The sequence below is a fragment of the Halomonas sp. OfavH-34-E genome, from assembly GCF_024124525.1.
GTDB lineage: Bacteria > Pseudomonadota > Gammaproteobacteria > Pseudomonadales > Halomonadaceae > Halomonas > Halomonas litopenaei.
On record NZ_JAMXRY010000003.1, the window covers coordinates 36,237 to 48,619 of the forward strand.

14 protein-coding genes are annotated in these 12,383 nt (G+C 63.1%); 11 read left to right on the plus strand and 3 right to left on the minus strand.

Annotated features, from left to right (window positions below; translation table 11 throughout):
* Position 1: 1 nt before the first annotated feature.
* From NH448_RS02075 to NH448_RS02100, 6 genes are all read left to right on the plus strand, one after another.
* Entirely contained in the window at positions 2–424 is a 423-nt protein-coding gene (locus tag NH448_RS02075) for a TIGR03751 family conjugal transfer lipoprotein (protein ID WP_045994707.1), read from the plus strand.
* Positions 424–3,351: a conjugative transfer ATPase gene (locus tag NH448_RS02080; RefSeq protein ID WP_052704516.1), complete on the plus strand. Its 2,928-nt coding sequence runs from the start codon at positions 424–426 to the stop codon at positions 3,349–3,351. Before NH448_RS02075 ends, NH448_RS02080 begins: the two co-directional genes overlap by 1 nt.
* Positions 3,352–3,460: 109 nt before the next feature.
* Positions 3,461–4,246 (plus strand): type IV toxin-antitoxin system AbiEi family antitoxin domain-containing protein, encoded by a 786-nt coding sequence (locus NH448_RS02085; protein WP_045994698.1) that lies wholly within the window; start codon positions 3,461–3,463, stop codon positions 4,244–4,246.
* Positions 4,236–5,159 (plus strand): nucleotidyl transferase AbiEii/AbiGii toxin family protein, encoded by a 924-nt coding sequence (locus NH448_RS02090; protein ID WP_045994699.1) that lies wholly within the window; start codon positions 4,236–4,238, stop codon positions 5,157–5,159. The genes NH448_RS02085 and NH448_RS02090 overlap by 11 nt, the downstream gene beginning before the upstream one ends.
* A 144-nt stretch (positions 5,160–5,303) precedes the next feature.
* A complete protein-coding gene (locus NH448_RS02095; RefSeq protein ID WP_253028369.1) occupies positions 5,304–5,567 on the plus strand; it encodes a hypothetical protein in 264 nt (87 codons plus the stop codon).
* Complete coding sequence (locus tag NH448_RS02100) at positions 5,564–6,049, plus strand: hypothetical protein (RefSeq protein ID WP_253028370.1); 486 nt, start codon at positions 5,564–5,566, stop codon at positions 6,047–6,049. The genes NH448_RS02095 and NH448_RS02100 overlap by 4 nt, the downstream gene beginning before the upstream one ends.
* A 102-nt stretch (positions 6,050–6,151) precedes the next feature.
* Here NH448_RS02100 and NH448_RS02105 read toward each other — a convergent pair whose 3' ends face one another.
* Complete coding sequence (locus tag NH448_RS02105) at positions 6,152–6,523, minus strand: histone-like nucleoid-structuring protein, MvaT/MvaU family (protein WP_045995027.1); 372 nt, start codon at positions 6,521–6,523, stop codon at positions 6,152–6,154.
* A gap of 235 nt (positions 6,524–6,758) precedes the next feature.
* On the opposite strand from NH448_RS02105, the gene NH448_RS02110 reads away from it, so the two are divergent.
* From NH448_RS02110 to NH448_RS02130, 5 genes are read left to right on the plus strand one after another with little or no spacing between them, the layout of a single operon-like run.
* The gene (locus tag NH448_RS02110) at positions 6,759–7,193 is read left to right on the plus strand and encodes a TIGR03757 family integrating conjugative element protein (protein WP_045995026.1); all 435 of its coding nucleotides are present in this window, start codon (positions 6,759–6,761) and stop codon (positions 7,191–7,193) included.
* Positions 7,190–8,140 carry a TIGR03756 family integrating conjugative element protein gene (locus NH448_RS02115; protein WP_045995025.1) on the plus strand — a complete coding sequence of 317 codons (951 nt, stop codon included), beginning with the start codon at positions 7,190–7,192 and terminating at the stop codon, positions 8,138–8,140. The genes NH448_RS02110 and NH448_RS02115 overlap by 4 nt, the downstream gene beginning before the upstream one ends.
* 13 nt (positions 8,141–8,153) lie before the next feature.
* Positions 8,154–9,626, plus strand: a complete 1,473-nt coding sequence (locus NH448_RS02120) for an integrating conjugative element protein (RefSeq protein ID WP_052704548.1) — start codon at positions 8,154–8,156, stop codon at positions 9,624–9,626.
* Positions 9,623–10,003, plus strand: a complete 381-nt coding sequence (locus NH448_RS02125; protein WP_052704547.1) for a hypothetical protein — start codon at positions 9,623–9,625, stop codon at positions 10,001–10,003. Before NH448_RS02120 ends, NH448_RS02125 begins: the two co-directional genes overlap by 4 nt.
* Entirely contained in the window at positions 10,003–11,547 is a 1,545-nt protein-coding gene (locus tag NH448_RS02130) for a conjugal transfer protein TraG N-terminal domain-containing protein (protein WP_052704546.1), read from the plus strand. Before NH448_RS02125 ends, NH448_RS02130 begins: the two co-directional genes overlap by 1 nt.
* A 46-nt stretch (positions 11,548–11,593) precedes the next feature.
* On the opposite strand, the gene NH448_RS02135 is transcribed toward NH448_RS02130, so the two are convergent.
* Positions 11,594–12,001: a hypothetical protein gene (locus NH448_RS02135; protein WP_045995024.1), complete on the minus strand. Its 408-nt coding sequence runs from the start codon at positions 11,999–12,001 to the stop codon at positions 11,594–11,596.
* A 66-nt stretch (positions 12,002–12,067) separates the two neighbouring features.
* On the minus strand, positions 12,068–12,382 hold the full coding sequence (locus NH448_RS02140) for a transcriptional regulator (RefSeq protein WP_071211161.1): 315 nt from the start codon (positions 12,380–12,382) through the stop codon (positions 12,068–12,070).
* Position 12,383: the final 1 nt, after the last annotated feature.

The following is a 12,383-nucleotide window of genomic DNA, read 5'->3' on the forward strand; positions in this document are numbered from 1 at the left end:
CATGTCGATGGCGGCCTTGTTCACCAGCCTGACGATGACCGGGTGTGCGACCTCCCAGGAGGAGCTGATGCCGGTGGGCGACACCACCATGATGGAGATCTGGCAGCACCAGGCCGGCCACAGCACCGGTGAGCGCCGCCTGCTGGATGTGCGCAGCGAGCTGCGCCGTCCGCTGAAGAGTGACGATATGGTCACGGAGCAGCTGCGCTACAGCCGCGATGTGGGCAACGAGATCTACAGCCAGTTCCGCCGTCTGCCCAACCCGGACCTGGTGATGTACGTCTTTCCCCACCTGGCAGGCACGGAGCAAGTGCCGGTACCCGGCTACTCGACGGTGTTTCCCCTCTACCAACGCATCCAGTACGCCATGCCCGGTGAGAGTGCACGAGCCACCGCGGACTGGGTCGACGGGAGGACCCTCTGATGTCCCAGTTCGATGCGCTGATGAATCGCCTATTCGGCAGCGCCAAGGCCGATGACAGCAACCAGGCGAGGGGGCTGGATGAACTGCTATCGGCGCCGCCCCAGGCACGAGACCATGAGGCCCCGTCGATCGAGCCCGATGCCCTCGCTGCCCTGAGCCATGATATCCAGGGGCGGCCGTTGGCTCTGCCCCGGGGCAAGGCGCCCTCCGTTGCCGAGCTTCGCTCCCACTTCCGTCGGGCACCGTCGTTCAGCAACTACCTGCCCTGGGTGGAGTACCTGCCCGAGTCGGGCTGCTTCCTGCTCGAGGATGGGGTCTCGGTGGGGGTGGTAGCCGAGGTCTTTCCCATCGCCACCGAGGGGCGCGCACCGGAGTCCCTGGAAGCGATTCGCGACCAGGTCGAGGCCGCCTTTCAGGACAGCCTGCCCGAGTATGAGCAGCACCCCTGGGTGGTGCAGCTCTTCGTCAAGGATGAGGTCGACCCTCGCCCCGACCTGGAGCGCATGCGCGACTACGTGCGGCCGCGAGCCCGGGAAACCGAGTTCACCCAGGACTGGCTTGCGAGCATGGCCGCCCACCTCAAGGCCATCTCCAAGCCCGGCGGGCTATTCCAGGATGACGGCGTGACCCAGACCCGCTGGCGGGGCCAGACCCGCCGCACGCGCCTGGTGCTCTACCGTTGGCTCGGCAAGAAACGCAAGGCCGGGGAACGCCAGCGAGGGCTCTCCCCCGAGCAGGCCGCGAACCAGGTCTATGAACGGCTGGCCGCGGCCCTGAGCGGTGCGGGCCTGCGCCTGGAACGTTATGACGGACGCGCCTTTCACCGCTGGCTGCTACCTCGCTTCAACCCCCGCCCACGGCTGGCCCCCGATGACCCGGCGCGCTTCTACGCCCTGTGCGACTACCCCGAGAATGCAGAGGAAGTGGCCTGGAACTATGACCTGGCCGAGGGAATGCTCTTCAACTCGCCCCGGGGGGATGTCGAGACCGGGTATTGGTGGTTCGATGGTCTGCCCCAGTGCTGTGTGGTGGTGGAGGAGATGCGCCGGGCGCCGGTGGTGGGCCACCTCACCGGTGAGGTGCGACGTTCGGACGGCCAGGCCAGCAACGCCCTGATGGACAAGCTGCCCGAGGGTACCGAGGCGGTGCTGACCATCGTGGCCACGCCCCAGGAGCCCCTGGAGGACCACATCAACAGCTTGCACAGCAAGGCAGTAGGCGACAGCGTGCTGGCTCGGCAGGTTCGCGAAGACTGCGAGACCGCCCGCCGCTATCTGGGACAGAACCACAAGCTCTACCAGAGCACCCTGGCCTTCACCCTGATGGGCAAGGACGAGCAGGATCTCCAGCAGCGCAGTATGGCGCTGGCCACTCAGCTGCTACAGGTCAACCTCTCGCCGGTGGACCCCGAAGACGAGGTGGCGGGCCTGAACACCTATCTGCGCTGGTTGCCGATGAACTTCGATCCGGAGCAGGACCGCAAGAACCGCTGGTACACCCAGTTCAACTACGTCCACCACCTGGCCAACCTGGCGCCGGTGTTCGGGCGCGGCCGCGGGACCGGGCGCCCCGGGATGACCTTCTTCAACCGCGGTGGCGAGTCCTTCAGCTTCGATCCGCTGAGCCTCGAGGACCGCTCGGCCAACGCCCACATGCTGGTGTTCGGCCCCACCGGTGCCGGCAAGTCGGCCACCCTGAATGGTGTGCTGAGCCAGGTCATGGCCATGCATCGCCCTCGGCTCTTCATCATCGAGGTGGGCAACAGCTTCGGACTGCTGGGCCAGTATTTCGAGCGCAAGGGGATGAGCGTCAACCAGGTCAAGCTGTCGCCGGGCTGCGGGGCCAGGCTGCCGCCGTTCGCAGCGGCCACGCGGCTGCTGGAGAACGAGGTGGAGGAGCGACGCCTGGCCCGAGACGTCGAGGACGCCAACCCCTTCGAGGAGGCCCCCCTGGAGGAGGAAGAGGAGCAGCCCGACGAGGAGCGTGATCTGCTGGGTGAGATGGAGATCACCGCCCGGCTGATGATCACCGGCGGCGACCCCAAGGAGGAGCGGGAGTTTCGCCGCGCCGACCGGCGCATGGTGCGCGACGCCATCTACCGGGCGGCGGAGCGCTGCAGGGATGAAGGCCGCGACTGCATGACCCAGGACGTGCGCGAAGCGCTCTATGGGATCTCACACGACACGGAGATCCCCGAGGAACGGCAGCGCCGCGCCTACGACATGGGCGAGGCGATGGGGCTGTTCTGCGACGGCTTCGACGGTGAGGTGTTCAACCGCCCCGGCACCGCATGGCCCGAGTGCGACGTGACCATCATCGACCTGGCCCACTTCGCCCGGGAGGGCTACGAGGCCCAGCTCGCCCTGGCGGTGATCAGCGTGACCAACATGATCACCAACTTGGCCGAGCGCGACCAGTACAGCGGGCGGCCCATCGTCCAGGTCATTGACGAGTGCCACCTGCTCACCGTCAACCCGCTGCTCAGTCCCTACCTGGTCAAGGTGGGCAAGATGGGACGCAAGCTCTCCCACTGGATCTGGATGGCCACCCAGAACCTCGAGGACTTCCCGGACGCAGCCCGCAAGCTGCTCAACATGATCGAGTTCTGGCTGTGCCTCTACATGCCGCCGGACGAGATCGAGCAGGTCAGCCGCTTCAAGGAGCTCACTGCCACCCAGCGCAAGCTGATGGCCTCCGCCACCAAGGTCTCGAAGAAGTACACCGAAGGGGTAGTGCTGTCAGGCCGGCTGGAAGCGCTGTTCCGGGTGGTGCCTCCCAGCCTCTATCTGGCCCTGGCCGGCACGGAGGGCGAGGAGAAGGCAGAGCGCATGCGGGTAATGCGCGAGCAGGGCTGTTCGGAGCTCGAGGCCACGTTGGAAATCGCCCAGCGGCTAGACGAGGCTCGGGGGATCGGGCACGAGACGTAGATATCGGTTTAGAAAAGTTGCTAAAATTGGCCTAATCTTCCATTTCAGACGTTAAAATTAAACCGATTTGGTTTAAGATGAGTGTCATAGTTGGCAGATTGGGCAATCTATGGCGACGAAAGTAAACCAGCTGTGGCAGCAGATCCCCCACGGCGCCGTGGTCACCACGGCGTGGCTGGAGTCCCACGGCATCAGCGCCAACCATGCTGCCAAGCTCGCAGAGGCCCGCTGGTTGAAGCGTCTCGGGCGAGGTGCCTACTGCCGGGCGGGCGACCCGCTGACCTGGGAGAGCGGACTCTTCGCGCTGCAGGCGCTCAGCGACCCCGCGGTACCGCCGTTCTGGCCGGGTGGCCAGACCGCCCTGGCCCTGCAGGGCTTTGCCCACTACCTGCCGATGGGGCACGACACCATCCACCTGCATGGGGCGGAGCGCCGCTCCCAGCTGCCACTATGGCTGGAGAAAGCCGAGTGGGCCGGGGCTATCGATCTGCACCAAGATAAAGGGCTGCCGATGGATCTGCCTGGCAGCTTCACGGACTACAACCCGCCTAGGGTGGGTTTTTCCCTTCGGGTCTCGACGCCGGAGCGCGCCATCCTTGAGTGGATCGCCATTACGCCCAACGAGCTTCTGTTCAGCAGCGAGCTGGTGGATACCTTCACCGGGCTCAATACGCTGCGCCCGCGCCGGCTACAGGCATTGCTGGCAGGATGCCACTCGGTGAAGACCAAGCGCGCTTTCCTGGTGTTGGCCCGCCATGCCGGCCACGCCTGGTACCATCGACTGGAGACCCATGCCCTCGACCTGGGGAAGGGCAAGCGGCAGCTCTGCAAGGGAGGGCGGTTGGACAAGGAATATCAGGTCACGGTCCCGGAGGCGTTCACGGATGAGCATTGATGCCCGCTATCACGAACAGGTGCGCCTGCTGGTCGCGCTGTTGCCCTTTCTGAACGACGAGCCCTGCTTTGCCCTCAAGGGCGGCACGGCCATCAACCTCTTCGTCCAGCCCTTCCCGCGGCTGTCTGTCGATATCGACCTCGCCTACCTGCCGCTGGAGCCACGTGACGAGGCCCTGCACCACTGTCGCCAGGCGCTGCAGCGGCTATCACAGGCCATCGGCACCCAATTGCCTGGGGTTAAGGCCGAGCTCCAGGATAACCGCCGCGATGAGCTGAGGATCCTGGTGTGTCGCGGCCGCACCCAAGTGAAGGTGGAGGTATCACCGGTACTGCGCGGCACTGTGCATCCGCCTCAGCAGCTCGACGTGGTCGAGGCGGTGGAGGATGAGTATGGCTTCGCCTCGGTGCAGGTTGTGTCGCTGCCGGACCTCTATGGCGGCAAGCTCTGTGCTGCGCTGGATCGTCAGCATCCCCGGGATCTTTTCGATGTGAAACTGTTGCTGGATCAAGGCGGCCTGGATCGCAGCGTCTTCGAGGGCTTTCTGGTCTACCTGCTCGGGCACCCAAGGCCCATGAACGAAGTCATCAACCCGAGGATGAAGTTGCTCGAGGCCATTTACCGCAAGGAGTTTGTCGGCATGGCCATAACCGACATTCCGCTATCGCAGCTGGAGGATGTGCGCCATAAGCTGCTGGAACAGCTGGGTCAATTGATCACCGATGATGATGTTCGCTTTCTACTTTCGTTTAAACAGGGAAAGCCTGACTGGTCGCTATTTCCCATCGCGGATGTAGACCAGCTGCCCGCTGTAATGTGGAAGCTTGCCAATATCAGGAAGATGGAGGAAGAGAAAAATAAAATATCGTTAGAGGCTCTGGGACAGTCGCTGTTTGATTTAAGAGATGAGTAGGTTTTTTCACTGGACAGCATGCTAATCAATAGTTAGTGTATATTGAGTTTTTTATGCTGGCCTCTGTCGGGCAAAAGCGGGCACGGCGGAAAAGCAGCGTGTTCGTTCAGCTGTTATTATGCAATCGAAACGGGGGTATGAATTATGATCGATGAAACTAATCCGGCCGGGCGACTATATCGTATTCTGGGTGAAGCAAAATCTCAACCACAAAATCAAAAAGTCCGGCAGGTGTGGGCGAAAGCTCTTGATTGTGATGAGAATGATGACGCTGAGATATCTCGCCGTGTAGTGGAGGTTTACAGTTTGTCTAAGGAGGTGAAGGGTCTCATCGAGTTGTTGCCAGACCTGAATCATGAACTTTATCTAAAATCTTACGAGAGAGTTGATAAAGCTAGTTTCCGTTGAACTTGAACTCAAGTTGGCAGGGGCAGCAGCAAGCTCTTTCCGATGACCTTCTCGCGCGCTTGCAATTTTGTGCTGAAGAGCTTGGTCGGCATTACTCGGAGGAGACGTTAAGTGATGAGGATTTAGCGGAGGTAGATAGTCTAATCTCTGAGCTTTTCACCACCATATCACAAGGTGATATTGAGATCCCCTTGAGGATGGCGCTTCTAGAAGAGCTCGAAAAGATACGAAGATCTTTGGCGATTTATCGAATAAAAGGAGGTCGGGGTGTAAAGGAGGCGTTACAGTCTCTACTTGGTGCAGTTGTCGTTAACAAAGATGCCCTTTCCGAAGCAGGGGAAAAGAACCCAGCTATGCTAAGGAAGCTGGGTTCTCTCGTAGAGAAGCTGGATGCGTTTACCGCGAGAGCTTTGCGACTTCACAAAGTGCTTTCTGGCCCAATAGGTAAAGCATTGGGATTTCTTACAACCGGGTCACTGTAGGTCCTTGCGCATGCATAAAAATAGTGCATAAGAAAAATTCCAAGTTTCGATTCTGGCCGACATCTGCCCTGCCTGTTGGGGAAACAAGTAGGGTGGGGCTGATTAATCCTCAGTCCTCACCAGCCAACCCTCAACCGTCTCGGCACCGTACTCGTCTTTCCACGACTTCAGCGTCTTTTGGTTGCCGCCGCGGGTTTCGACGACTTCGCCGGTGTTGGGGTTCTTGTAGGTCTTTAGCTTGCGCTTGGCGCGGCCGGTGCTCGTGGTGCCGGAGGCCTTGGCAGCAGCCGGCTGTGGGTTCAGCAGCTTGATGACATCGGCGGCTGACTTGTCGAACTCGCGCATCAGGGCCTCGAGCTTGTCCTTGAACTCCAGCTCGGCCTTGAGGCGATCATCGTTCTTCAGCTTGTCGAGCTCTTCCTGGAGTTGCTTAAGCTGCTGTTCTTTCTGCATGTAGGTGTTGAGAATGGACATGGACTTCCTCGCGGTGGGTGAGTGTTGGGGAATATTATGGTGGTGGTTCGGGAATGATTCAATGTTCCTCGTCATTTAAACATGATGAGTTTGGCTGCGATAGCGATAACCCGATCCGTTGGCCTTTGATGACGGCTCCAGAAAATATCTCTAAACGGAATTAACATTTCTTGCTGTCTCTCTTGATGTACTCGGCAATGCTGTGCTCATTCCTTGTACTACTGGAGTGGCACGCATGGAGAGACACCACCCACGGCGCTGGCTGATTGCCTTTGGGCTGTCTGCCTGCCTGGCAGGCCCCGCACTCGCAGAGCAGACCACCGAAGTCTTTACCATCTCCGGACAGCCGGTCATCAATGTGCCATCTGGTGTAGCGGTCATCGAACTCGATGCGCCCGGCCGATTGGATGCAGAGTTGTCGCAAGACCTTCCTGCTGATCCTGAACTCGCGGAGGCCTTGATGCGCGAGGGCATGGCGGCGCCTGAGTGGCAGGAGACTGCCGACCGCTATGCCGATAGCTATCTCGGGCTAGCCAGGGCCTGGCAGCTGGGTGTGGAGAAAGTCCCCGCCGTGGTGATCGATGGCCGCCATGTGATTTACGGCCAGCCGGATGTGGCCGCGGCGCTGAGAGAAGCCGAGCGTCTACTGCGGCAGGAGGGGCGCCAATGATGCGCTTCAAGATCCTCGGGCCCTTGTTGGGCGGTGCGTTGCTGAGTCTTGGTGTGGCGGACAGGCCCGCCCATGCCCTGACGACGCCAGAGATCGTCGCGTCGTCGATTTCTACTCAGTGCCTGGACTATCAGGTCATCGGCATCTGCGTCTGGCTCAACTGCTCCTGGTCGGGCTGCTCGATACGCACCTCGGTCCAGGTGCGCCACTACGTCCCCGAGCTAGTGGTCTCCAGCTACGAGAACACCGGCGACAACCCCTGGCGGGAGGTGGCCACCCTCTCGCCACCCTTGGGCGATGCCTTGGCAGGCGGGCAAAGCACCTCGGATGGCAACCAAGAGCGACATGAGCACCTGCGCTTCAAGAACGTGAACGCCATCGGCCACCCCGCCGGCGGTGCCTTCAGCAGCTTCGCCAGCGCCTTCGGCATGTCGTGCGCTGGGGCAGCGACGCCTTTCCAGCCCTACCACCTTTCGACCCTGGATGCGTTGGCGTGGCGCAGCGGGATCCCCGAGTCGCTCTACCCCGAAGCCCTGACGCCCGGCATGCGTGAGCTGGGCCAGCCCGGCGACCTGTGGGGCAACGTCTATCCGCGCAGCGGCTTTCTGACCCAGGTGCATGACTACAAAACCGCGGCGACCATCGCCCAGCGCTCCGCCGACATCGTCACCCGCACCGGGCAGCCCCACGTCTACACACCACTGGTGGCTACTGCCCGTGACGGCTACTGGCCGCCCGGGCCGGTCAAGGAGGGCGATGCCACCACCCATCGCTGGCAGCGCCTGACGCCCAGCATGAGCAAATCCTGCCGGGTGTGGCCGGACCGCAGCGTGGCCGACACCTATAGCGACCGCCTGGACACGGGCGGTGACTACGCCTGGTCACTGTGGCGCCCTTATCGCTGCTGCAAGCGTCGTGGGCAGACCCTGCTCTACGCAGTCCCCTGAAGGAGAGAGGACGATGAAAGGATCTCGTATGCGGTGCGTCATCCTCATGCCGTTGGCAGGCGCCTTGGTGGTGGGGCTGCTGTCGACCCAAGCCCAGGCGCAGTCTGCCGATGCGCTCTATTACCAGGTTGGTGGTGCCTCTCCCTTCAGCGTTTCCGCTGGCCGGGGCTACAACCCCAACAGCCGCGGCATCGGCATCAGCTGGAACATGAACGCCTCCTGCGGCAACTTCGATATCGGCGCCACGGTCTCCAACCAGCTCAACGGCATCACCAATGGCTTCCAGAACCTGATGGGGACGGTGGTCCAGAACGCTCAGGGCGCCGTGGCCTCGCTGCCCGCCATGATCATTCAGCGAGCCAACCCCGGGCTCTACGACCTGCTGAGTAACGGGGTGCTGCAGGGGCGGGTGGACTTCGACCGGGCGTCGATGTCCTGCCGCAAGATGTCCGAGCGCATGGCCGATATGGTCACTGGCCAGGGATGGCAGCAGGTGGCCATGGCTGAGAGCTGGCAGAGCGCGGCCCAGTCCAACGCCGATGTCGTCGCGGCGCAGGAGCAGGTCGACCAGTCGGGCGGCAACCAGGGCGTGACCTGGGTGGGTGGCCAGCACCGCGGTGGCCAGGGTCAGGCGCCAATTCGTGTGGTAGAGGACACCGCACGCGCCGGCTACAACCTGCTGCATGGCCGTACCGATACCACCAGCACGGCCCCCATCGCCGGTGGCGGAGGCGGCTGGGGATCGGTGGCCACCAACGAGGGTACCTGGATCGGCGGCGGTGGGCTGTCGGCCTCTTCCGGTGCGGGCGGCTCAGGTACCGGCGGTGGTTCGGGGTCTTGCCTGGGTGGCATGTGCACGGTGTGGCAGAGCCCGGAAGAGGCCGCCGAGTGGACCCAGACCGTGATCGGCGAACAGTCGATTCGTACCTGCGACGGCTGCGAGCGCAGCGAGACCCAGGCCGGTAGTGGCCTGGTGCGTGAACTGGAACGTGAGCAGCAGGAGGTCTACGGTAAGCTGCTGAGGCTGATCGACGGTAGCGATCCCTTGACGCCGGACAACCTGCGCCAGGTCTCCGCCGGCGATGGCCTGACCGTCTCCCGCGGGGTGATCGAGTCGCTGCGCAGCGACCCCGAGGCCTCGCTGCTGATCCACCGCCTGAGCGGTGAGATGGCCCTGGCCAGAACCCTGACCAAGGCGCTGTGGGCGCGCCGGCTGCTGCTGGCCGGCAGCAGTGATCCGGGCATCGCCGACAACGAGCAGGGCATGTCGGCGCTGGATCGCAAGCTGGTGGCCCTGGATCGGGATATCGAGTCGCTGCGCTCCGAGATGGAGATCCGCCAGGCGCTGGGCAACAGCGCTGCCGGCATCGCCCTGGAGCGGGCTGCCCGGCGCAGCCATGGGGCCTCGCAGGGCGAAACCTTCAGGCCGGATGCGGCCCTGGACGGCCGCGGCCGCCCTGCCGGCGAGGAGGGCAGCGACGAATGACGCGACGCGCTTTCTCCTGGATGAACCCGGCCCGCTGGCCGTCGCTGCTGCTCGCCATGGCCGTGCTGGTCGTCATGTTCCTGCTGAGCGGCGCCATTCTCGCCGTCAGCGTGAGGCTGCTGGGAGGGCTCGAGGCCCACCATAGTGCCTGGCAGACCGCCTGGCCGTGGCTGCTGGCCTGGCGGCTGAGCCTCTACGCCGCGCTGGCTCTGGTCTGGTGGCGCAAGGTGCGCCCCCGGGCGGTGGTGCGACTGCGCCGAGATCGCGACGACGGGCGACAGGCGCTTGCCAAGCTCCGCCGGCTCGAGCTGATGGCACTGGGCATCCTGGTCCTGCTGGAAGTCACCAACCTGATCAACCAGCTGGGAGGTGCCTGATGGGGGGCTTGCTGACCGCGCCGCTGGTGGTGTTCGACTACTTCGCCAACGCCATGACGCTGCTGGGCTGGATCATCAACAACGCCATCTGGCACGTCATGGTCGGCACCGGCATCGCCGCGGTGCCGTTCATCACCCTGGTGCTCTCCGAGTGGTTTAAGGCCCGCCAGGAGGGCGACGAGGCGGGGACCAAGGGCATCCTCACGGTCAACCGCATCGAGACCCGGCTCTATGCCATGATCCTGGCCTACGCCTTCACCTGCCTGCCGCTGCTGCAGGTCCAGCTGGCCACCGCCGATATCGATGAGAGCCGCTCGCTGGAGTGCGGCACACGCCAGTTCGCCGCTGGCGGCTGGTCCGAGGGGGCGTTCGGCGCGACCGAGAGCTCGATCGGTGGCCAGCAGGCGAGGATTCCGCTGTGGTGGGCGGGCGTGCATGCGGTGTCCCACGGGCTCACCGCCGCGGCGATTCACGCCATTCCCTGCTCGACGGACTTCGAGTCCATCCGCATGGAGCTGGACCTGCACAGCGTCGAAGATCCGGGGCTGCAACAGGAGGTTGGCGAGTTCCAGCGCCAGTGCTTTGGCCCGGCGCGCAACCGGCTGCTGCAGGAGGGCGGGACCATCGAGTCTACCCGCGCCATGGACGTGGACTGGATCGGCTCGAACTACTTCCAGGCCACGCCCGGCTACTACGACAGCTTCTACGCCGGGCGGCCCATCGCTGGCTTCCCCTACGATGCCGACCGGGATGTCTCCCGTCCCAACACCGGCCCCGGCCTGCCCGGCTATCCCTCCTGCCAGGAGTGGTGGTCAGCCGAGAGCGTAGGCCTGAGGGCCCGGCTGCATGATGAGGTGGGCGCGGGGTTCTGGGATGGCTTCCGCAGCGTCTTCACCGGCAGCGACGCCGAGGACTATGTGATTCGGCGCTTGGTGAGCCCTCGCTCCGGCGCGGCTAGCGGCAACCTGGATCAGGCGGTGGTGGGCTTTCGGGGGCTGGATGGTGGTAGCAGCTTCTGGGATGCCACCGTCACCGCCGGTTCGGCCATAGGCGGCGCCCTGTCGATCCTCCCGTTCCAGGCCGGCATGGACATGCTCAAGCAGGCGCTGCCGATGGTGCAGGGCATCCTGGTGATGGCCATCATCATCTGCCTACCCTTCGTGATGGTCATCTCCAGCTACAGCTTCAAGGTCGCTGGCATGGCCACCTTCGGGCTCTTCGCCATGTGGTTTCTGACCTTCTGGTGGGAGCTCGCCCGCTGGATCAATTCGAACCTGGTGGACCTGCTCTACCGCAGCGACGCCGCCAAGCTGAGCTGGCTCTCCGCCGCCAACAACCTCTACGACCGCATGGTGCTGCAGTTCGTGGAGGGGATGATGTTTCTGGCGCTACCGACGCTATGGGTAGGAGTACTGAGTTGGGCTGGAATGCGGGTTGGGAGTGCCGTTGGCAGTGGCTTACGCCAAGGTAGTGGTGATGCACAGAGTGCTGGCAAGTCCGGCGGTCAGAAGGCTCAGGCCACTTCATCGGGCGGGAAGCTGTGACAGGCTTGCCTAACTCCAGCCTAAGGTATGTCGGCATGGATTGGGGTTATGACCTGCCTCCATGATAATCGTCTTCGTCCTCATCCATCCGCCACTCGCCGATATAATAGCCATAGCCTGCATGGCCGCTTCTCCAGCCGTCTTTCACTTCTTCTGCCTCTTCAGAATCCACAGACGCCGACTGGAGCATTCCCTGAGCCACGCCACCGGCCACCACGGCCGCACCACCGACCACCTTCCCCGCTCCACGAGCAAGTCGTCGCCACCCCTCCTGGGTGGTGGCAGTTTGGGCAGTAGACTTGGCCGCATCGGCGGTGGAGTCGCGCAGTACGCGCAGCACCTCCGTGGTACTTGCTCGAGTGTGCCAGCCATCGGACCAGCCGTCCTGCTGATCTTGGCGATGTGCCTGCTTGCCAGCTGCGACGGCTCGGGTCAGGAGTGATTTCAGCACCATGGGCCTCCCTCCCTGGGAATATCAGATCTTAAGCATAGACCCTATGATGGAACCCCTCTACCTGGGTCAATTGAGCGATGCCAAGTGTTCGATGGTCTCGGGGTACCTCTGTACGAGCCGAATCAAGGTCTTGGCCTGAGCATTGGGCTTGGCGCGCCCTTGCTCCCAGTTCTCCAGTGTCCTGGGGTTGGTACGCAGGTACATGGCGAACACCGGGCGAGACATATGCAGCTTCTCGCGTAGCGCGATGAGCTCACCGGCCGTGATATCGGGGACTTCCTCCAGTGCTACGGAGTGAGAGCGCAGCGTGCGCTTGCCTTGGCGCTCATCCGCCAGAGCATCAAAGCCCTCGACGAGCTCGTCAAAGATATTACGGCCCATG